General features: G+C 69.5%; 20 protein-coding genes, 1 tRNA gene and 1 riboswitch. Of the genes, 7 read left to right on the top strand and 14 right to left on the bottom strand.

The window, feature by feature from the left end; all coding sequences use genetic code 11:
* Positions 1–5 precede the first annotated feature (5 nt).
* Positions 6–356 (bottom strand): STAS domain-containing protein, encoded by a 351-nt coding sequence (locus Pth03_RS22625; RefSeq protein WP_203884330.1) that lies wholly within the window; start codon positions 354–356, stop codon positions 6–8.
* Between the two features lie 221 nt (positions 357–577).
* On the opposite strand from Pth03_RS22625, the gene Pth03_RS22620 reads away from it, so the two are divergent.
* Positions 578–1003 (top strand): hypothetical protein, encoded by a 426-nt coding sequence (locus Pth03_RS22620; RefSeq protein WP_239119274.1) that lies wholly within the window; start codon positions 578–580, stop codon positions 1001–1003.
* A 45-nt stretch (positions 1004–1048) separates the two neighbouring features.
* Here Pth03_RS22620 and Pth03_RS22615 read toward each other — a convergent pair whose 3' ends face one another.
* A complete protein-coding gene (locus tag Pth03_RS22615) occupies positions 1049–2167 on the bottom strand; it encodes a sensor histidine kinase (RefSeq protein WP_203946352.1) in 1119 nt (372 codons plus the stop codon).
* Complete coding sequence (locus Pth03_RS22610; protein WP_203946351.1) at positions 2164–2862, bottom strand: response regulator transcription factor; 699 nt, start codon at positions 2860–2862, stop codon at positions 2164–2166. Before Pth03_RS22610 ends, Pth03_RS22615 begins: the two co-directional genes overlap by 4 nt.
* A gap of 655 nt (positions 2863–3517) precedes the next feature.
* On the opposite strand from Pth03_RS22610, the gene Pth03_RS22605 reads away from it, so the two are divergent.
* Positions 3518–3685 carry a hypothetical protein gene (locus Pth03_RS22605; RefSeq protein WP_203946350.1) on the top strand — a complete coding sequence of 56 codons (168 nt, stop codon included), beginning with the start codon at positions 3518–3520 and terminating at the stop codon, positions 3683–3685.
* Here the strand turns inward: Pth03_RS22605 and Pth03_RS22600 are convergent.
* Both Pth03_RS22600 and Pth03_RS22595 read right to left on the bottom strand, forming a co-directional pair.
* The gene (locus Pth03_RS22600; RefSeq protein WP_203946349.1) at positions 3682–4134 is read right to left on the bottom strand and encodes an ATP-binding protein; all 453 of its coding nucleotides are present in this window, start codon (positions 4132–4134) and stop codon (positions 3682–3684) included. The two genes, Pth03_RS22605 and Pth03_RS22600, sit on opposite strands and share 4 nt — an antisense overlap.
* A 134-nt stretch (positions 4135–4268) precedes the next feature.
* On the bottom strand, positions 4269–6170 hold the full coding sequence (locus tag Pth03_RS22595) for a PAS domain S-box protein (RefSeq protein ID WP_239119273.1): 1902 nt from the start codon (positions 6168–6170) through the stop codon (positions 4269–4271).
* A 100-nt stretch (positions 6171–6270) separates the two neighbouring features.
* Here Pth03_RS22595 and Pth03_RS22590 point away from each other — a divergent pair, with 100 nt between their 5' ends.
* Positions 6271–6849: a methylated-DNA--[protein]-cysteine S-methyltransferase gene (locus Pth03_RS22590; RefSeq protein WP_203946348.1), complete on the top strand. Its 579-nt coding sequence runs from the start codon at positions 6271–6273 to the stop codon at positions 6847–6849.
* Between the two features lie 34 nt (positions 6850–6883).
* Here the strand turns inward: Pth03_RS22590 and Pth03_RS22585 are convergent, their stop codons facing one another.
* A complete protein-coding gene (locus Pth03_RS22585; protein WP_239119300.1) occupies positions 6884–7429 on the bottom strand; it encodes a CGNR zinc finger domain-containing protein in 546 nt (181 codons plus the stop codon).
* An 89-nt stretch (positions 7430–7518) separates the two neighbouring features.
* Between Pth03_RS22585 and Pth03_RS22580 the strand changes: the two genes are divergently transcribed.
* Positions 7519–8412: a DMT family transporter gene (locus Pth03_RS22580; protein WP_203946347.1), complete on the top strand. Its 894-nt coding sequence runs from the start codon at positions 7519–7521 to the stop codon at positions 8410–8412.
* Here the strand turns inward: Pth03_RS22580 and Pth03_RS22575 are convergent.
* The 3 genes from Pth03_RS22575 to Pth03_RS22565 all read right to left on the bottom strand — a co-directional run bounded on the left by Pth03_RS22575 (position 8387) and on the right by Pth03_RS22565 (position 10800).
* Positions 8387–9724 carry a purine-cytosine permease family protein gene (locus Pth03_RS22575; RefSeq protein WP_203946346.1) on the bottom strand — a complete coding sequence of 446 codons (1338 nt, stop codon included), beginning with the start codon at positions 9722–9724 and terminating at the stop codon, positions 8387–8389. The two genes, Pth03_RS22580 and Pth03_RS22575, sit on opposite strands and share 26 nt — an antisense overlap.
* A riboswitch (TPP riboswitch) is annotated at positions 9714–9836 on the bottom strand. (Overlaps the previous gene by 11 nt.)
* A gap of 47 nt (positions 9837–9883) precedes the next feature.
* Entirely contained in the window at positions 9884–10207 is a 324-nt protein-coding gene (locus Pth03_RS22570) for a rhodanese-like domain-containing protein (protein ID WP_203946345.1), read from the bottom strand.
* A gap of 134 nt (positions 10208–10341) precedes the next feature.
* Positions 10342–10800, bottom strand: coding sequence for a MarR family winged helix-turn-helix transcriptional regulator (locus tag Pth03_RS22565; RefSeq protein WP_203946344.1), 459 nt, complete (start codon positions 10798–10800; stop codon positions 10342–10344).
* A 74-nt stretch (positions 10801–10874) separates the two neighbouring features.
* Here Pth03_RS22565 and Pth03_RS22560 point away from each other — a divergent pair, with 74 nt between their 5' ends.
* Positions 10875–11249 (top strand): cupin domain-containing protein, encoded by a 375-nt coding sequence (locus Pth03_RS22560; protein WP_203946343.1) that lies wholly within the window; start codon positions 10875–10877, stop codon positions 11247–11249.
* Positions 11250–11772: 523 nt separating this feature from the next.
* Here the strand turns inward: Pth03_RS22560 and Pth03_RS22555 are convergent.
* The 3 genes from Pth03_RS22555 to Pth03_RS22545 all read right to left on the bottom strand — a co-directional run bounded on the left by Pth03_RS22555 (position 11773) and on the right by Pth03_RS22545 (position 14810).
* The gene (locus Pth03_RS22555) at positions 11773–12651 is read right to left on the bottom strand and encodes an Fpg/Nei family DNA glycosylase (RefSeq protein ID WP_203946342.1); all 879 of its coding nucleotides are present in this window, start codon (positions 12649–12651) and stop codon (positions 11773–11775) included.
* Between the two features lie 28 nt (positions 12652–12679).
* Entirely contained in the window at positions 12680–13285 is a 606-nt protein-coding gene (locus Pth03_RS22550; protein WP_239119272.1) for a TenA family protein, read from the bottom strand.
* 76 nt (positions 13286–13361) lie between these two features.
* Positions 13362–14810, bottom strand: coding sequence for an LCP family protein (locus tag Pth03_RS22545; protein WP_203946341.1), 1449 nt, complete (start codon positions 14808–14810; stop codon positions 13362–13364).
* A gap of 293 nt (positions 14811–15103) precedes the next feature.
* On the opposite strand from Pth03_RS22545, the gene Pth03_RS22540 reads away from it, so the two are divergent.
* Positions 15104–16546: a hemolysin family protein gene (locus tag Pth03_RS22540; RefSeq protein ID WP_203946340.1), complete on the top strand. Its 1443-nt coding sequence runs from the start codon at positions 15104–15106 to the stop codon at positions 16544–16546.
* Positions 16543–17547, top strand: coding sequence for a hemolysin family protein (locus Pth03_RS22535; RefSeq protein ID WP_203946339.1), 1005 nt, complete (start codon positions 16543–16545; stop codon positions 17545–17547). The genes Pth03_RS22540 and Pth03_RS22535 overlap by 4 nt, the downstream gene beginning before the upstream one ends.
* 7 nt (positions 17548–17554) lie before the next feature.
* Here Pth03_RS22535 and Pth03_RS22530 read toward each other — a convergent pair whose 3' ends face one another.
* Positions 17555–18742 carry an MFS transporter gene (locus Pth03_RS22530; RefSeq protein ID WP_203946338.1) on the bottom strand — a complete coding sequence of 396 codons (1188 nt, stop codon included), beginning with the start codon at positions 18740–18742 and terminating at the stop codon, positions 17555–17557.
* Between the two features lie 324 nt (positions 18743–19066).
* Positions 19067–19149 (bottom strand) — tRNA-Leu (locus Pth03_RS22525).
* Positions 19150–19279: the final 130 nt, after the last annotated feature.

Below are 19279 nucleotides of genomic sequence, written 5' to 3'. Positions count from 1 at the left end.
TGCAGCTATCCCTGTTGTTCGGCCGTGAGCAGATCGGCGGGCACCGTGTCGTGGACGGTGAAGACCGAGTCCAGGCCGGTCACCTGGAGGATCTTCCGTACCGCCGGCCTCGGAGCCGCCACCTCCAGACTGCCTCCTCGCTCGCGCAAACGCTTGAGCGCGGACAGCAGAACATTCATGCCGGTGGAGTCACAGAACTCCACTTCGGACATGTCGATGACCACGCGGTCCGGCCCGGTCTCGAGCAGCCGGGTGAACTCCGTCTGCAGCCGGGGAGCGGTGTACAGGTCGATTTCACCGGCGACAGCCATGACGGCGTGACCGGCGTGGGATTGCGTCGCGACTTTGAGCTCCACGAGGCGCACATTAGCGCCGTACCGGCCCCGGGTCACGTTCCTCAGCGATTACCGAAGAGTCGTTCGCGCTTTGTCCCCGATTCGGGCAGCGCGTACACCCGTAGTGCGCGAAGCTTGACGGTATGTGACGCCGGCTTGGCCGGATGGGGGCCCGGAACCTCCGCGTCTTGGTGGTCGCTTCGAGAAGGAGGACGGGTGCCGAGCACTGTGGGCCCCACAGCATGATGAACAGTGAACTTCCCGAGGATTCTCCGCGTCGCAGGCTCAGGGAGCGACTGGAGGGCATCCAGGTCCGCACCGACAAGGCGTCGTCGTGGCGTGAGACGGCCGAGCCGCTCAAGCCGCTGATCAACCGCGAGGGTTACGTCCCGGTGAGCGCGCGGCTGTCCGGGGAGGATCTCGAGTTCCTCTCGGATGCGCGGGAAGAGCTGCTGGTGTTCACCGAGCTGGGAATCCGCCTGCTCGATCTGCATCAGCCACGCGACGCCGGAGGGATCACGAGCGACGCGGCCCACCCGATCCTGCGGTGCAGAAGCTGCATGTGGCGCTGGCCGTGTCCCAGCTTCCGCGCGATGACCGAGGCCTTCCTGTCGCCCGACGAGACCGGCCCTCCCTCGGTGCCGGGCGAGGAACCGTCCGGCCTCTGACGCGCCGTCCAGCGCGTACGGCCAGGCCTGCCGTGCGAATCCGGCTCACGCAGAAAGGGGCAGCCGGATCTCGAATCGGCAGCCTGGCCCTTCGTTCATCACGCCTATCTCGCCCTCGTGCGCCTCGACGATCCCGCGGGCTATGGCGAGGCCGAGCCCGGCGCCGCCGTCCGGGCCGGGGGTGCGGGCGGCCTCGCCGCGGAACGCCACGTCGAACACCCGTGGCAGGTCGTCTTCAGGGATGCCCCCGCAACAGTCGAGCACCGACACGGTGGCGACGTTCCCACGGGCCACCGCCCGCACCGAGACGGTGCCGTCGGCCGGAGTGTGGCGGATCGCGTTCACCACCAGATTCCGTACGGCACGGCTGAGCTCGCCCGCGTCGGCGTTCACGGGAAGGACGGCGTCGGCCTCGCCCGACAGGCGGACCCGTTTGGCGCGGGCGAGGGGCTCCACACCGGCGAGGGCGTCGGCGACGAGGTCTCCCAGGCCGACCTTGTTGCGCGACAGCCGCAGCGTGCCCGCATGGATGCGAGAGAGCTCGAAGAGGTCGTCCACCATGCTGGACAGGCGATCGACCTCGACCCTGATCTGGGTGTGGTAGCGCTTCACGGTGTCCGGGTCGTCGGCCACCCCGTCCTCCAGCGCCTCCGCCATGGCCCGCATGCCGGCCAGAGGCGTACGGAGATCGTGGCTCACCCAGGCGACGAGCTCGCGCCGGGCGCTTTCCAGTGCCTGCTCGCGTTCTCTGCCCAGCCGCAGCCGTTCGTACGCCTGCTCCAGGGCCCGGCTGATGGTCTCCAGCTCGGCGGGCAGCGGGCCGTCCGGCGGCTGGAACCGTCCGGAGGGCGACACCTGGTCGAGCGCCTCCACCAGGCGGCGGCTGGCCATCACCACTCGTCTCGCGTTGATCAGCGCCACCCCCAGGCCGACGAGCCCGCCGATGGTCACGACGGTGAGCACGATGTTCTTGGGACGACCATCGATGATCATTTCCATGGTGATCGCCACCACGCCGGCGAGCGTGGCGGTCACCGTCACCACCGCCACGACGGCGAGCATCACGCCGATCGACCGGCGCCGGAGGCCGCGCATGACGACCAGCCCCAGGGCCGCGATGATCAGGCCGAGGCCACCGGCGACGGCGATGATCTGGAGGATCATGTCAGAGGCTCGTATCGGTACCCGACGCCCCAGACGGTCACGATGCGCCGGGGATCGGTCGGATCGGGCTCGATCTTCTCCCTGAGCCTGCGCACATGGACGGTCACCGTGGAGGTGTCGCCGAAGGACCAGCCCCAGACCTGGTCGAGCAACGCCATGCGGCTGAACGCCTGGCGGGGATTGCGCAACAGATAGGCGAGCAGGTCGAACTCCCGGGCGGTCAGGGTGATCTCCTTCCCGCCGACCGTGACCTCGTGCGCGCCGACGTCGACGACGAGGTCGCCGTCGCGCAGCACACCCGTCCCCGTCGGCACCAGCGCACCCCGGGCGCGTCTCAGCACCGACCGGACCCGCAACGCCAGCTCACGCGGGCTGAACGGCTTCGTGACGTAGTCGTCGGCGCCCGTCTCCAGGCCCACGACCCTGTCAATCTCCTCGCCGAGGGCGGTCAGCATGATCACAGGGACGGGCCAACGCTCACGGAGCTTCCTGCAGACCTGAAGGCCGTCCATCTTCGGCAGCATGAGGTCGAGAACCACCAGGTCAGGCGGATCGGCCAGGGCCCGGCGAAGCGCCTCCGCGCCGTCTCCGACGCATTCGACCTCATGACCGTCGCGCTCAAGGTAGCGGGCGACGACCTCTGCCACCGTCGGATCGTCGTCGACGACCAGGACGCGTGCGGGATTGCCAGTCATCGGACTCCTCGAGAAGACATACCCCCACGGTATGGCCGTTTCATGCCAACCCCGAGTCGTGTCACCAGACCGTAAGCCCCTCATGGTGACCCTCACCCCGCGATGATCCATACCGTGGTGGTGATCATGCAGAAGTTCACCGACACGCCCGCCGACCTGCGGCCTCGCTATCCGTGATCATGCAGAAGTTCGGTCACACCCCCGCGACCTGTGTGAACAGTTTTCGTGATCATGCAGATCCTCGGGCGGACACTCCCCGACCTGCCACAACGCCTATCGTGATCATGCAACGTTCGGCGATCCTCCGTACAGGACGGGCGACTCGCCGCACTGCATGATCACGAAACATGTACGGCCAGGCCAGCCGAGCCGAGAACGAAGAACTGCATGATCACGAATTGCATTGCCACAGGTCGGCGACCATGTGACCGAACTTCTGCATGATCACGCGCGATGAAAGCGCAGGTGGGCGGGCACATCCGCGAACTTCTGCATGATCACGCCCAAGGGGAAAGCTCAGGGGAAAGCCGGGGGAACGGGTGATTCACGTGAAACCCACGAGTTCTTCTGCCTGGTTTGTGGCACCGAATCCGCTTCGTAGGTGAGATCGAGGATCACGCTCGCACGGGAGGGCGGGGAGCCGTACCTTGTCGATATGGCCCGTACCGTACTGACCGTCGTGGGGATCCTCCTCGCACTCTGGCTGATCTTCGGATTCGTGATCCCCGCGTTGTTCGCGACCCTGAAGTTCCTGCTCATCATCGCGATCATCGCGGCGGGCGTGGTTGCCGCGATCACCGTGGTCGGAAAGATGTCCCGTTAACCCACCTCGCGGAGGGCCGGAGTTCCGGTCGTCCTCGGCTCGCCGTTTCGGGCGGGCCAGGAGGCCTGAACGACGGCCCACACCGTGGTCGACTCGTCTTCGTGACGTACGCCCCACCGGTCGGCGATGTATTCGACGATCCCGAGCCCTCTCCCGCCGAGGGACGAGAGGGTGGGCCTGGCGGCCCGCGGCTCCGTGGCCGCGCCTCCGTCGCTCACCGACACCTCGACCTGGTCGTCGGAGCAGATCCATGCCACCTTGAGCTGGCCTGATGGCAGGGGATGCGCATGCCGGAGGGAGTTGCTCAAAAGCTCGCTCATCACGAGAACCACATCGTCCACGGTGCCGACGGTCATTCCTCCCGCCAGCAACTCTGCGCTGAGGCGTTGACGTGCGGCGGCGACGCTGGCCAGTGCATAGGGCAACATCACGACGCTCGACGCACTCACCTCCCCGATCCTCCCCGATATCCCGTTTCCCCCAGAGGAGACGAGTCTCCCAGTAGGACCGAAATGCCCCGTTCACCCGGTCAGGAAACCGGGCTCCGATCACAGCTTGTGCACATTGGACAATAGATCAGCTCTTACGTGGCGACCTCGTTACCCCTCCGGTGTGTCGAATCAGGTAAGGAGCCGGCGGCGGCCAGAACGACCCTCATCCGGGTTCCCCCGCCCGGCCGTGGAAGGGCGCAGACGTCTCCCCCCTGGGCCCTGGCCAGGCTCCGCACGATGTAGAGACCCAGGCCGACCCCGCCGAATCTCCGCCGGTTGCCGCTGTCGGCCTGGACGAACCGCTCGAAGACCCGCTCCCGGTCGGCGGGCGCGATCCCGACCCCCTCGTCGTCGACGACGAGCACCACGAGATCGTCCTCTGTCCACGCCTCGACCCGGATGAGCCCGCCGTCGGGGGAGTACTTGAACGCGTTCTCCAGCAGCTGCCCGAGCACGATGTCGGTCGCCAGCGCGTCGCCGTAGACGGGCGGCAACCCGACGGGGATGTCCACCTCGACCCGGTGCCTGTCCGAGAGCACGGGCAGGCCCAGCGTCGCCACGCGGACGCGTTCGGCCAGGTCGAAGGCCTCCACCTTGACCTTCAGTTCGTCGGCGCCCGCACGTGCGCCGAGCAGCAGGTGGTCCATGAGCTGGCCGAGTGACCTGGCCCGCTCCGCGATGGTGTGCACGGCGGCCCGGCGTTCTCCGTCGGCCAGGTTGTCCCATCGCGAGTCGAGCGTGCTGGCGAAGCCCTGCACGATCGTGATGGGGGTGCGCAGCTCGTGGCTGGTCGTCGCGAGGAACAGGTCCTTGGCCTCCTCCAGCTCTTTGGCCCTGGTCACGTCGCGGAAGTCGATGACGCTCTCACCGGTCTCCTGGATCTCCGCGCTGAGCACGTCAAGCCAGCGTCCGGAGGAGAGCTGGATGGTCAGCTTCTCCCCGAGAGCGGGCAGCGGGAAGGGCGGTGGCCCGCCGATCAGCTCGTAGGCTCGCAGCCCGGTGAGCTCGGCCGCCGCGGGGTTCCACTGGATCACCCGTCCGGCCTCGTCGAGTACGGCGATGCCGTCCGCGCTCGCGTCGAACACGGCACGCTCGTGGGCGCGTTGCCGTACGGCGTCCTGGTAGGCCATGGCGTTGCCGACGGCGATGCCGGCGTGACCGGCGAGCAGTTCCAGCAGTTCGAGTTCCAGATGGCTCGCCTTGTGCGTGGCGAAAAGGGCGTAGAGCGCTCCATACGGACGCCCGCCGACGGCGGCGATGCCGACGGCGATGGTGTGCAGGCCGGGCAGCTGGGCCCAGATGAGGTCCTGTAATCCCTCGGGGCCGGTCTCCAGCAACACGGTCTTGCCGGTGCGCAGAAGCTTGCCCACGAGGCTGGTGTGCAGGTCGGCGGTCGTCCCCCGCATCGATTCCGGCAGCTCGTGAACGCCGACGAGCCGCAGATGCTCGCCTTCGATCGAGACGAAGCCGCCCGCGTCCGCCCCGGTCAGCTCGGCGAGGCTGGCGGCGATGCGGTCGAGCACGAGGGGCAGGTCGAGCTCGGCGTTGATGTCGCCGACGACGTCGGTCAGGCGGTTCACCAGGCGGGCGCGCCTGACGACGCGCCCACGGGCGACGTCGTCGTCCTGCGTGGAGTGGAAGACGTTGACGTATCCGAGCAGCGCGCCGGCGGCGGTGCGCAGGGCACTGGTGTCCACCCGCAGGTCGAGCAGCCGGCCGTCGCGGTGGAAGCGCCGCGTGCGTAACGACACGGAACCGCCCGTGCGCACCCGCTCGAGCACGGCGTTGTGCTCGGCCATCAGTTCGGCGGGGACGAGAGGCGCCCGCCTGCCCAGCAGCTCTTCAGCCGGCCAGCCGAACAGCCGCTCCGCCGCGGCGTTCCAGCTGAGGACGGCGAGGTCCCGGTCGAGAGCGACGATCGCGTCAGGAGAACTCGCGACCACGGCACGGGCGATTTCGTCGCCGTCCGCGTCTTGCGCCCTGGTATCACCCACGCCCCCATGGTGCCTTCTTTCACACGGTGATCTTGGGCTTTTCGGCTGGGTGGGAACTCCTCCGATACGCTTCACTCACGTAATGAGAGGAAGTGGGGCCATGTCCTCCGGGGACCTCGAAGCCCTGCTGCGCGTGACCGCACCCGGGTACGTCGGCGAGAGCCCGCCCGAGGTCGCATTCGGCACCACCGACACACCGGTCGGTCGCCTGACGCTGGCGGTCACCGGGCGAGGCGTTGTGGCCTGTAGTTACGACGACGAGCACGCGGTCTTCCTCCGTATCTCGCGGGCCATCGGGTCGTTCATCGGTCCCGATCCGCGGCGTCTGGATCCGGTGAAGAGGGAGCTGGACGCCTATTTCGCCGGACGGCTCCGCACGTTCACCACGCCGGTCGACTTCCACCTCGTCACGTCCTTCACGCGGACCGTCGTGCAGATGATGCTGGCCGTGCCGTACGGAAGCGTCACGACATATCAGGAAATCGCCGAACGGATCGGACGGCCGCAGGCGCTGCACGCCGTGGCGAACGCCCTCACCGGCAATCCGGTGTGCGTCTTCGTCCCGTGCCACAGGGCGGTGGACTCGTCCGGGGCGCTCGGCTCCTACGCGGGAGGACCGGCGGCCAAGGAGCATCTGCTCCGCCTCGAAGGGCTGCCCTCGCTCGCCGCTCAGGGCTGACGCTCAACACTCGCCCGACGTAGCGACGACCGGTTCAGAGGGAACGATGGCGGGCGCGGAAGCTCGCCGCCTTCTCCCTGTTGCCGCATTCCCGCATGCCGCACCACCGGCGTGACCCGCCGCGCGAGGCGTCGACGTAGAGGCGCGTGCACGGCGCGCTCGCGCATTCGCGCACGCGCGCCGCGTCCGGCCCGCCGAGGAGCTCGGCGGCCGACCGCGCGATAGAGGCCAGCACCTCGTCCATTCCCCCCGTACGGCTCAGCCGCAGCTCACCTGTGTCCTCCATGACGAGCGCCGGCCGTACGGCGGGAAGGGCCGCGTGACCGCTCACCAGGGCGACGTCCCCCGGCTCTCGTCCCCGGCCGCGCAGCGGGGCCACGGCGAGCCGGTAGACGGCTTCGCGCAGCCGTACGGCACGGCCGTAGTCGTCGTCGCCCACCACGGGAGGCCGGTCAAGCAGGCCAGCGGCGGTCACCCATGACGCAAGCAGATCGGGGGTGCCCATGAGCTCCTGGCGGTCGGTGTCGCGATGCCCGACCGTGCCCGCGAAGTCCAGGGCCAGGTTGCCGCTCAAGAACATGAACACCAACACATCGTAACCGGCTTGACAGGTTATCGGCGGCCCCGCAATCGTAATAACCACCTTGAGTGGTTATGGAAGGAAAGAGCATGGTCGCCACGCGAAGCTCCGAGGCCCCCGCAGGGACCCTGGCCGGCGCCGCGGTCCCGACGGGATTCGTCGTGTTGTGGAGCAGCGCGTTCGTCGCGGGAGTGATCGGAGTCGGGGCGGCGCCCCCGCTGCTGCTGACGCTCGCCCGGTTCGCGCTCGCAGGGGTGCTGCTCGCGGGAGCGGCGCTGGTCTTCCGCGCCCCGTGGCCACGGGGGAAGGCGCTCGTCCATGTGGTGGTCGCGGGCCTGCTCCTGCAGGCCGTGCAGTTCGGCGCCTTCTACACGGCGATATCGCTGGGGATCACCGGGGCCGTGGCGGCGCTCGTGCAGGGACTCCATCCGATGCTCACCGCGATCCTCGCCGTGCCGCTGCTGGGCGAACGCGTGTCGCCACGGCAGTGGGCCGGTTTCGCGCTGGGAGGCGTGGGCGTCGTTCTCGCGGTGGCGGAGAAGCTGTCGTCCACAGGCCCCGCGCTGCTGCTGTGCGCAGCCGGGCTGCTCGGGCTCAGCCTGGGCACGCTCTACCAGAAGCGCTTCGCCTCCGACATGGACCTGCGCAGCGGGCAGGCCGTACAGCTCCTCGCGAGCGTCCCGGTCATCGGCGTGCTCGCCCTGACGGTGGAGACCCCCCACGTGACGGCGTGGGGGCCCTTCACGGCCGCGGTCCTGTGGCTCGCCCTGGTGAACTCGATCGGCGCGTTCACCCTGCTCTACGTCATGCTGCGCCGGTCACAGGCGAGCCGGGCCAGCAGCCTGTTCTTCCTCACGCCGTCGGTCACGGCCGTGTTGTCCTGGATCGTGCTCCACCAGCCGCTGACCCCGCTGATCGTGCTCGGGCTCGTGGTCAGCGGCTCGGGCGTCGCCCTCGCTACACGGAGGCCGGCTTCCGGCTGACCTTGCCGACGAGCAGCGTCACGAGCCCGGCGACCAGGAACGCGGCCAGAGCGGCGTTCATCCACGGCTGGTGGGAGAAGCCGATCGCGGAGCGCACGTTCTGCCAGACGGTGTCCCACCAGCCGACCGTCTCCGTCGCGTTCACGACCCAGTAGGCGGCGAAGCCGAGCACCCACGGGACCACCATGAGCCAGCGCGAGGGGGCGTCCTCCGAGGTGTTCCACCGCGAGGCCCCGCCGAGCAGGAAGTAGTCGACCGCGAGCACGGCGAACATCGGCACGAACACCGCGCCGATCACGCTCAGGAACGCGCCGTAGGAGTTGACGTCGGCGAACAACGCGATGCCGATCGTGATCACGCCGATCACCACCGAGATGACCCGCCGGTCCACCCGCGGCATGAGGTTCTGCAGGGAGACCGTCGTGGAGTACACGTTGGCGAACGACTGGTCCGCCTCACGCAGCACGAGAATGCCGAAGAACAGCGCGCCGAGCGGGGCCGCCACGAACGGGTCCCACACCTTGTCCGAGTCGTTGCCGACCAGCGCCAGCGCCGCGATGCCGAGCGCCAGGCACGCGACCTGCGCGATGGTGTATCCCCCCACGACGCCGCCGAAGGCCGTGCGGCTCGACCTGGAGTGCCGGGCGTAGTCGGCGGCCATCGGCACCCAGGACACCGACAGGGCGATCACGTAGTCGACGGCGGGGGCGAAGGCATCCCACGAGCCGCCCGCCAAGGACGGGCCGCGGCTGAACAACGCCACCGACAACCAGATCATCGCGATCACGACGCCCGCCGTGACGTACCGCCGCAGCAGGCGCACCGCGCCGAGAGGCCAGATGGTGAGCGCGATCGTCACCGCTCCCGCCAGCGTGGCCCACACCGCGTACGGCGCCGCCGTGCCGAAGATGGCCTGGGCTCCCGATGCGATGACCCACAGCTCGAAGGCGCCCCAGCCGAGCATCTGCACGATGTTGAGCACGGTCGGCACATACGACAGGCGGGCGCCGAACAGGCCGCGCAGCAGCACCATCGCAGGCTTACCGGTGCGCACGCCGGGGATGGCGGCCAGGCCGACCATCGCCGTCCCGATGAGGCTGCCGACGACGGCCGCGAGCACGGCGCCGGTGAAGGTGAGCGGCTTGCCCCCGAGGGGATCGAGCAGGAACAACGCCCCCGAGAAACCGAGGAGGCTGACGCCGAGGTTGGCCCAGAACGCGCCCTGGTCGAGCAGACCCAGAGTCTTGGGAGCCTCTTCCTGGAGCGTCAGCGGCACCTCGGCGTGCTCGGAACCGACAAGCGCAGACGTCATCGCACTCTCCCTACGCCGGCATTATCCGGACAGGTTCAGGCGGTCGGCGGCGCGCCTCGTCGAGGAGCCGCCCTCTCAGCCCGGTTTCGCCCGAGCTCCCGCGGTATTGAAATGTTGAACGGGATTATGACATCTGATCAGGAATTGTCCAAGAAAGCCTCAGGCGACGTACGGCGGCTGACCCGTCTCGCTCACCATCGGCAGGCCCGCGGCCGCCCACGACTGCATGCCGCCGTCCACGTTGATCGCCTCCCGGCCCACGTGGTTGAGCCAGTTGGTCGCCTGCGCCGACCGGCCGCCGACGCGGCAGATCACGTAGACCGGCTGCCCCTGCGGGACCTCGTCGACCCGCTGCTGAAGGTTGCTCAGCGGGATGTGCTCGGCGGTGGGAGCGTGGCCCGCCCGCCATTCGTCGATCTCCCGCACGTCCAGCAGGTACGCGTCGTCGGGCACGGCTTTCGCCTCAACCTCAGGCATCGTCATGAGTTCATTGTGACGCTTTGGGTGACGCGCTTGGGCTTACTTGGCAGGAGGGACATGTCACAACGCGGAATGGAACGCGCCAAGACCGGCTATCTGGCCAAATACCTCCAGATGGAGCCCCTACCGAATCGGGTTCACCAGACCGGGCGAAGCGCCGCCCGGTCGCCGGCCGCCTCCACGTAGCCGAGGAGGTCGTCGTGGAGCCGGTCGAGCCGTTCCTCGCCGATGATCGCCGCCCACCGGTCCTCGGCCTCGCCCCACATCCGGTCGGCCTCCTCGACGTAGGCCAGGCCCTTGGCGGTCAACCCCACGACCCGGGCCCGTCCGTCGTGCGGATGCGGGCGCCGCTCGACGTAGCCCCACCCCTCCAGCTCCGCCACGATCTTCGAGGCGGCCTGCTTGGTGACGCCGAGGTGTTCGGCCAGGTCCACCGACATGGCGTCGTCATGCCCGAGCAGGAACCGGAACGTGTACCCGTGCGCCGGCCGCAGCGGCTCCCGTCCCTGCGCGTCGAGCCGGGCGTGGAGCTCGTCGGTCATCGCTCGATACGCCATCGCGATGAGCAGCGGGATCTCGCCTCGTCTGCGCGCCATCGTTCCCTCCTTGACGAAATGGTCAACCGCGTTTACTTTATGGTCAATGCAATTGACCATATCAGGAGGCGAAGATGGCCGTGGCCACGCTGGCCGGCGCTCAGGTTCACGAGTTCGACGGCATCACCTTCCGCTCGCTCGCCGTGCCGTCCCGAGGATCGAGCGAACTGGCCGTCTGGCGTGCCGAAGTGCCCCCCGGGAAGTCGGGCACTGAGCACAGCCTCACCCACGAGGAGGTGCTGGTCGTGGTGAAGGGCGCCCTCGCCGCGACGATCGGCGGTCACCCCCTGGTCGCCGGCCCGGGAGACGCCGTGATCTTCCCCGCGCACACGCCCGGCACGATCGGCAACGCGTCGGACAGCGAACCGCTGGAGTTCCTGTGCTGCACCACGGCCGGGGTGAAGGGCTTCATCGGCGACACGACCATCACACCGCCGTGGTCCCTATGACGCCCGCTTTTCACCGCCACCCCGTTGCCGCCGTCGAGGGAATGCCCTGCTGAGTGAGCAGGGCATTCCCTTCACTTCAGACTCGCGCGGCGACTCGGCGACGGATATCCACGATCACTGGGTTCCGCACCAATTCCGGGTAGCGCCCGCAGAGGTCACCAAGGAGTTGGTGCAGGAACCTCGCCGTCGAGTCGCGGAACTCCGGATAGGGCACCGTTCCGACAGGTTCACGTTCGCCTTCCTCACGAATGCGGACGGTGTCCCCTACCAGGGTGAAGAGGTATTCACCCGCCCCCTCCGCCGCCGAGTACCTCTGCTTTTTCTGCCTTTAAAGTCCTGCTTCCGGCGAAGGGCCGGCGTGTCGGCTCCCTCACCGATCGCCTCGACCCGGTAGGCGAGCTCCATCATGTCCAGGATCTTTCGCGCTGCTCCGAACGCTTCTTCGAAGCCCTCATCGCCGACAATCTCGACATCGGCCGACCACACAACTCGAGATCATCTTTGTCCGGCAGCGCTTTCGGCCCTACTTGAGCAACTTGGACAGGCGGCGGTCGGCGAGGGGCTTGCCGCCCGTCTGACAGGTCGGGCAGTACTGCAGGGAGGAGTCGGCGAACGACACCTCACGGATCGTGTCGCCGCACACGTCGCACTTCTCCCCCGTACGGCCATGCACGCGAAGACCCGACTTCTTCTCCGCCTTGAGGTCCTTGGCCGCGAGACCCCTGGCTCGCCCGACCGCGTCGCGCAGGGTCGTCACGATCGCCTCATGAAGGCCGGCCACCTGCTCGGCGGTCAGCGTCGCAGCGATCTTGAAGGGCGACATCTTCGCGACGTGCAGCACCTCGTCGGAATAGGCGTTGCCGATGCCCGCGATCACCTTCTGGTCGCGCAGCAACCCCTTGATCTGCGTACGGCTCCCGCCGAGGATGCCCGCGAGCACCTCGGGGGTGAAACTCTCCGCCAGGGGGTCGGGGCCGAGACCGGCGATGCCGGGCACCTCGGCGGGATCCCGCACGACGTAGACGGCCAGTCGCTTCTGCGTGCCCGCCTCGGTCAGCTCGAAGCCGGGCGCCCGGCCGTCCTCGTCGGGCGAGAGCCGTACGCGCACGGCCAGCGGACCCTTGCCGGGGCGCACCGGTTTGGCGCCCGACAGGTCGTCACGCCAGCGCAGCCAGCCGCCGCGGGCCAGATGGGTGATGAAGTGCAGGCCGTCGCAGTCGACGTCGAGGAACTTGCCGTGCCTGGCGACGCCGGTGACCTCGACCCCGCCGAGCGCGCTCACCGGCGGGTCCACGGTCTTCAACGCCTGGAAGGCCACCACGTCAACGCCGAGGACGGCATGGCCGACGGCACGCTCGCGGAGGAACTCGGCGAGCGCCTCCACCTCCGGTAGCTCGGGCATGCCCCCACAGTAAACGGCGGCCCGGCGGTCAGGGAACGTCCCAGAAGGCCAGCTCGTGTCGCATGCCCTCGGCGAACAGTTCCCTGGCCCTGGCGGCGTCGGGAGCGGCCTCGTCGATCATCCCCGCGATCCGCTCGGCCAGTGCGGCGAACCCGGGGTCGGCGTAGGTGTTCACCCACGCGCGGTAGCGGGGCTCGGCCGGTGGGTTCTCGGCGAGGATGCGCCCTAGCGTCGAGTAGCCCCACATGCAGGGGTACAACGCGGCGAGGCCCTCGCCGTAGTCGGCGGCCGAGCGCAGCAGGAAGTCCGTGTACGCGGCGCACGCGGGCCCCTTCCGCGCGTTCCTCAGATCGGCGCCGAACCCCGCCGACATCGACCGGTGCAGCGACAGCTCGTCGTGCCACGTCGAGTGGGCGAGGTCCACGAGGTCGCCGAGGTGGTCGTCCGGCGCCTGCCATGCCAGCCGGGAGAAGACCCGCACGTAGTCGAGCAGGAAGAGATAGTCCTGCTCCAGCCACGAACGGAACACCGGCTCGGGCAGGTCGCCCGATGCGATGCCGCGCACCGTGGGATGCGCGAGCTGCGCGTCGAGCATCGGCCGTCCGAGAGCGTGCAGATCCGCTGAGAGGGTCACCTGGCCGTCCCGTCTGTCTGTGATGGAAAGAAGCCTCGTGTGATGGAAGGAGGCGCCGTCGGTCGGAGAGCACCCGTCACTGGGTGAGGGTGTCCTTCGGGATGGGCTTGTCCTGGGCGAGGGCCTCGAACATCCGCTTCGCCTTGGCCGTGTCCCACTTCACCACGGCCGCGCCGTTGATCGTGGGCAGCGAGCCGATGGGCACCGCGGTCGTCACCGGGCCGCCCTTCATCGCCAGGCCGACCGACAGCAGGTCGAACAGGCCCGTGCTCGGGTCGACGGCGACCGAATCGGCGGCGCTCAGCGCCAGCGGGACGGAGGTGAACGGGTTGAGCAGCGTGCCGGGGCTGGCCGCCTTCTGCACGATGGCCGAGAAGAACTGGCGCTGCCGCTGGGTGCGGTCGAAGTCGGGGATGGCGCCGGTCTTGCGCGTCCGGACGTATCCGAGCGCGGTCCCGCCGTCCATGTCCTGGCAGCCCTTCTTCAGGTTGATGCCGGCCTTCTTGTCCTTGATGTCCTGCTTCACGCAGATGTTCACCCCGCCGACCGCGTCGACGATGCCGACGAACCCGCCGAAGCCGATCTCCATGTAGTGGTCGACCCGGATGCCGGTCACCCGCTCGACGGTCTTGGTGAGGAGCTTCGGACCGCCGAAGGCGTAGGCCGCGTTCAGCTTGTCGCTGCCGTGCCCCTCGATCGGCACGTAAGAGTCACGCGGGAGGCTGACGAGGGTGGGCCGCCCGCTCTCGGGGATGTGGAGCAACATCATCGTGTCGGTGCGCTTGCCGACGGCCTTGCCCGTGGCGAGCTTCTTCCGCTGGGCTGCCGACAGGCCGGCCCGGCTGTCGGAGCCGACGAGCAGCCAGTCCTCCCCCGGCGTCTCCGCGGGCCTGCCGCTGTAGTCGGTGAACGCCTCTTCGGTGTTCAGCTTGGAACCGATCCAGAAATATCCGCCCACAGCGGCGACGATCAGTACGGCGAGCACGCCCGCCACCACGCGGAAGATGGTCCTGCCGGTACGCCGGGGCCGCCTGGCGCCTCTGCCGCCGCCCGGCGATCCGGGCCCGTCGTCTCCGGGTGGGCCGCCGTGGCGCCCGCCGAGGGGTCGCACGGGGGACTGGCCGGAACGCGGCTTGCCGTACACCTTGGAGGTGACCCTGGGGGTCGTGTCGTCGGGCCTGCCGGAGGCGGACGCGGCGGGGGAGTCCGCCGGGAAGGAGCCGGCGCCCGGCACGGGATAAGCGGGCTGCCCGGCGGACGTCCAGGAATCGGCGTCCTGCCAGGACGCTCCCTGCCGCCCGTGACCGGACGGCTCGGCGCTCCAGCCGCCCTGACCGCCGTGACCGGAGGGCTCGGCACCCCACCCGCCGCCCCCCTCACGCCGCGGATCGGACGCGGGCCGGGAGTCGTACGGCTGAGCCTGGTCTCCGGCCCGCCGAGAGCCGTCGTCGGCCTGCCGCTCACTCGGCCATCGAGCGGCGGCCGGCCGCCGATGCGCGCGTGTGGCGTCGTCGTCCTCGGCCATGCCCGTCCCCGTTTCCTTCGCTGCTTGACCCCGATTTGGGCGCCCGACGCCCCTGACTTGAAAGGTACGTCGCCATCCTCACGGTAAGGCAGATCCCCTACCAAGCTTTTGCCCCGAAACATGTCCAGAGCCGGTTTTAACGAATGGCGACCGTGACAGGGGAAACACCTGAGCCGACGCAGCCGTTACGGTTAGAGACCTCCGCTCGAAAGGATTGCAGTGTCCGCCTCGGACCCGTGGAGTACCAGCCCGTGCCTCAGCACGGGATCGCATGATCACATGGTGGCCGCGTCATGAGCGCCGCCCTCGGCCTGCTGGCCGTTCTCATCCTGACCCTCGCCACCGGTTACTTCGTCGCGCAGGAGTTCGCGTTCGTCGCGGCCGACCGCTCCGTGCTCCGTGAGCAGGCCGCCGCCGGCGACTCGGCCGCCCATCGGGCCCTCGACGTCACCGGTCGCCTGTCGTTCATGTTGTCCGGGGCCCAGCTGGGCATCACCGTCACCACCCTGCTTGTGGGCTTCATCGCCCAGCCCGCGCTGGCAGACCTCGTCGAGGCTCCGCTCCGCGCGGTCGGAGTGCAGGGGGCCATGGTGAACGGCATCGCCGTGGCCGGCGGCGTCGCCATCGCGACGATCATACAGATGATCTTGGGTGAGCTGGCCCCGAAGAACGTGGGGATCGCCCGCCCGGAGACCGCCGCGAAGTTCCTCGCCAGGTCGACGCTGATCTACCTGAAGGTCGCCGGCCCGGTGATCCGCCTGTTCGACGGCGCCGCCACCCGGCTTGTCCGGCTCGTCGGCATCGAGCCCGTCGAGGAGCTGGAGCACGGGGCCACCCCCGAGGAGCTGTCGCGCATCGTGTCGGAGTCGGCGGCAACGGGCGAGGTGCCGCAACGGCTGGCCGAGCTGCTCGACCGGGCCCTGCGTTTCGGCGATCACGTCGCCGAGGACGTCATGGTCCCCCGGCCTCGGGTGGAGTCGCTGCGGGCGGACCGTCCCGTCGCGGACCTGCTCCAGTCCCTGCGCGAACACGGCCACTCCCGCTATCCCGTCCTGGGAGCCGACGAGGACGACGTGGTCGGCGTCACGGGAGTCCGGGAGTACCTGGAGGCCGGGTCTCCGGACACCGGCTCGATCAAGACCGTCACCCGCCCGCCTCTGCTCGTTCCCACGACGCTGCCGCTGCCCGACCTGCTGCGGCGGATGTCCACCTCGGGGGAGACGTTCGCCTGCGTGATCGACGAGTACGGCGGGCTGGCGGGCGTCTTGACCATCGAGGATCTCGCCGAGGAGCTCGTGGGCGAACTGGTCGACGAGAACGACCCCGAGCCGCTGGGCGTCGTCCGCCACCCCGACGGCTCCTGGGACGTCCCGGGCACACTCCGCCTCGACGAGGTCGAGCGCGCGACCGGGGTGGGGCTGCCCGAGAGCGAGGACTACGAGACGATCGCCGGTCTCGTCCTGGCCTCGCTCAGCCGCATCGCCGAACCGGGCGACCAGGTCTCCACGCCCGTCCGCAAGGAGGCCGACCCGTTCGGCGAGGAGCAGCCGGACGGCAGGCGTGCCCTGCTCACCGTGCTGAGCGTGCACAGGCACGTGCCCGAATGGGTGCGCCTCGTGCTGCGTGAGGACGGGCCGGGCGACGAGACCGCCGATGAAGCGGCCGGTGAACGAACCGCCGACGTCGATTACGCGCCCGAACTCTTCTCGGCGCTCTTCCAGGGGAGGCCCGCGTGAACGAGTTCGGCGCGATCCTGCTCGGAGTGTTCCTGCTCGTCGCCAACGGCTTCTTCGTCGCGACCGAGTTCGCCCTGGTCTCGGCCAGGCGCCACCGATTGGAGGAGGCCGCGCTGTCCGGCGGCCGCCTGATCAAGCTGGCGGCGCGCGGGGCGGTGCGGGGCGGCAGGCAGCTGCCGCTGATGCTCGCGGGGGCCCAGCTCGGCATCACGTTGTCCTCGCTGGGCCTCGGCATGGTCGCGGAGCCGGCCATCGAGCACCTGCTCGAACCGGTGCTCACGCTGCTCCCCGAGGCGCTTCGCACGCCGATCGCCTACGTGGTGGCGCTGGCGCTCGTGACCTTCCTCCACATGGTCGCGGGCGAGATGGCGCCCAAGTCGTGGGCGCTGACCCGGCCCGAGACGGCGGCGATGTCGCTGGCCCTGCCGTTCCGCGCCTTCACCTGGGTCGTCCGTCCGGCGCTCGCCGCCCTCAACGGCGCGACCAACGGGCTGCTCCACCTGTTCAACGTGCGGCCGCGCGACGAGCTCGCCACGACGCGCACCCCGCACCAGCTGTCCATGCTGGTCGCGGAGTCGGGCCGGATGGGCATGCTCGACCGCGACGAACACGACCTGCTCATCCGGGCGCTGCGCGTGCAGTCGCAACCGGTCGAACGGCTGCTCCTGCCGCTCGACCAGGCGCCCTCGGTGCCCGTCGACGCCGACGACGCGCTCGTGCGGGAGACGGCCGCCCGCAGCGGGCGGCTGCGCATGCTGGTCGTCTCGCCGCAGGGCGTGGTCGGCGTGCTGCACGTGCGCGACGTGCTGGTCCAGCCGGGCAGGCCGCTCGCCGAGCTCGCCACGCCCGCTCCCCGGCTTCCGAGCGGCACCACGATCCCGGACGCCCTCCGGGTGCTCCAGGAGGCCCACGCCCAGCTCGGCGTGGTGATCGGCGAGGACGGCACGCCGATCGGGGTGATCGACCAGTCAAGGCTGGTGGGCGAGCTCCTGCCCGCCTGAGACCCGCCTACCCGAGCTCCGCTTCGAGCTCCGTGCGCCTGAGCCCTGACCGCCCGGGGGTGGCCGCCGACGCGGCCAGGGCCAGCGCGCCGGCGAGGGCGAAAGCCGTACCGAATCCGGTGCCGGTGATGAGCGCGCCGAGCACCGGGGGCGTGCCCGCGGCCACCAGGTTCTGCGCCGTGTTCTGCCCGCCCATCGCCCGGCCCGCCCACGCGGGGCCGGCAAGCTCGGAGACGGCGGTGAAGGCGAGGCCGTTACCGCTCATCGAGATCACCAGGGCCGCGATGAGCAGGGCGGAGCCGAGCGCGTTCCCCGTCTGGGCGCCCGCGGCCAGCGCCAGCATGGCGACGCCGTTGATCACGGCGAGCTGCCGCATCGGCCCGACCCGGCTTCCCGCCCAGTCGGACCAGCGGCCGCAGAGCAGACGCCCGCCCGCGCCCGCGAGCTGGGCGGCCGCGATCACCTGGCTGGCCGTCCCCGCGTCCCAGTGCCGCTCGGACACCAGGAAGGTCAGGGCGAACGCGGCCGTGGCGAACTGGGGGACGACCAGCAGCATGCTGGCCGCGTGCACCCGCCACAACACCGGATCCCGGTACGGCGAGGCCGTACGTTCTCCGGGGACGGCGGCGGGGCGGGGCGGATCGACGACGAAGACGCCGACGCACACGGTCGTGACCAGGCAGATCGCGGTCATGGCGAGAAGGGCGCCGCGCAGGCCGCCGAGGTGCAGGGCGAAGGGGGCGATCACCCCGGCCAGCGCGACGCCGAGAGGCTGCGCGGTCTGCCGCCAGCCCATCGCGACCCCGCGCTTCTCCCTGGGGAACCAGCCGAGCACGACCCTGCCGCTCGAGGCGTTCGCGGACGCGCCCGAGGCTCCGGCCAGGGCGAGCGCCACGGCGAGCACGGCCGGGTGAGGGGAGAATGCGGCGAGCCCGAGGAAGGCCGTGGCCAGCGCCAGGCCGCCGGTCATGGTGAGGCGCTCGCCGTACTTGTCGGCGGCCCACCCCCAGGCGATCAGCGTGAAGAGCATTCCGGCACTGGGCGCCCCGACGATGACGCCGGCCTGGGCGAGCGAGAGCCCGTAGTCCGATTCCAGAGTGGGGAGCAGGAACGGCAGGCCGTACATGAACACGCAGCCCGCGCCCTGGGCCGCCACGCCGAGGCCGAGCATGATCCACCGATTCGGTCTTTCCATGGGCGGCATGCTATGACGTGTCTCTCATGCCAAGATGAAACGTCTCATTTTATGAGACTTATGGAAATGAGTCCTGCCGTCACCACTGGCCCACGGACGCGCGCAAGCGGGGTGAAAGCGGATTGAAAGGGATCAAGAGGATCTTCGTCGGACCGCGTCGCCCACCTAGGGCGCAACGAGAGAAAGGAGTGAGGCGAATGCCCCCGGCCCGCCCCGCCGAGACCAGAACGCCTGAGCGACCGGGGAAACCGGCGGATGCAATGAAAAAAGCCCCGGTGTTGGGGAAGCACATGCTTCCGGCCACCGAGGCCACGAATTTCTCTGTGGGCAAGGGGGGAGTTGAACCCCCACGTCCTTTCGGACACACGGACCTGAACCGTGCGCGTCTGCCATTCCGCCACTTGCCCCTTACGGGAGCTCCCATCGCTGGGTGCCTGGAAAGGTTAGCACGCAACCGCCGGTGCTACCGAACCCGGATACGATCCTTCTAGACGACGGAGCGAAGGAGCTCGCTGAAGCGCCGGAGCGGGTCGCGAC

The organism is Planotetraspora thailandica, assembly GCF_016863335.1.
In the GTDB taxonomy this organism is placed as follows: Bacteria; Actinomycetota; Actinomycetes; order Streptosporangiales; family Streptosporangiaceae; genus Planotetraspora; species Planotetraspora thailandica.
The sequence above is the reverse complement of the archived record's forward strand: the minus strand, read 5'-3'. Positions and strand labels throughout refer to the sequence as shown.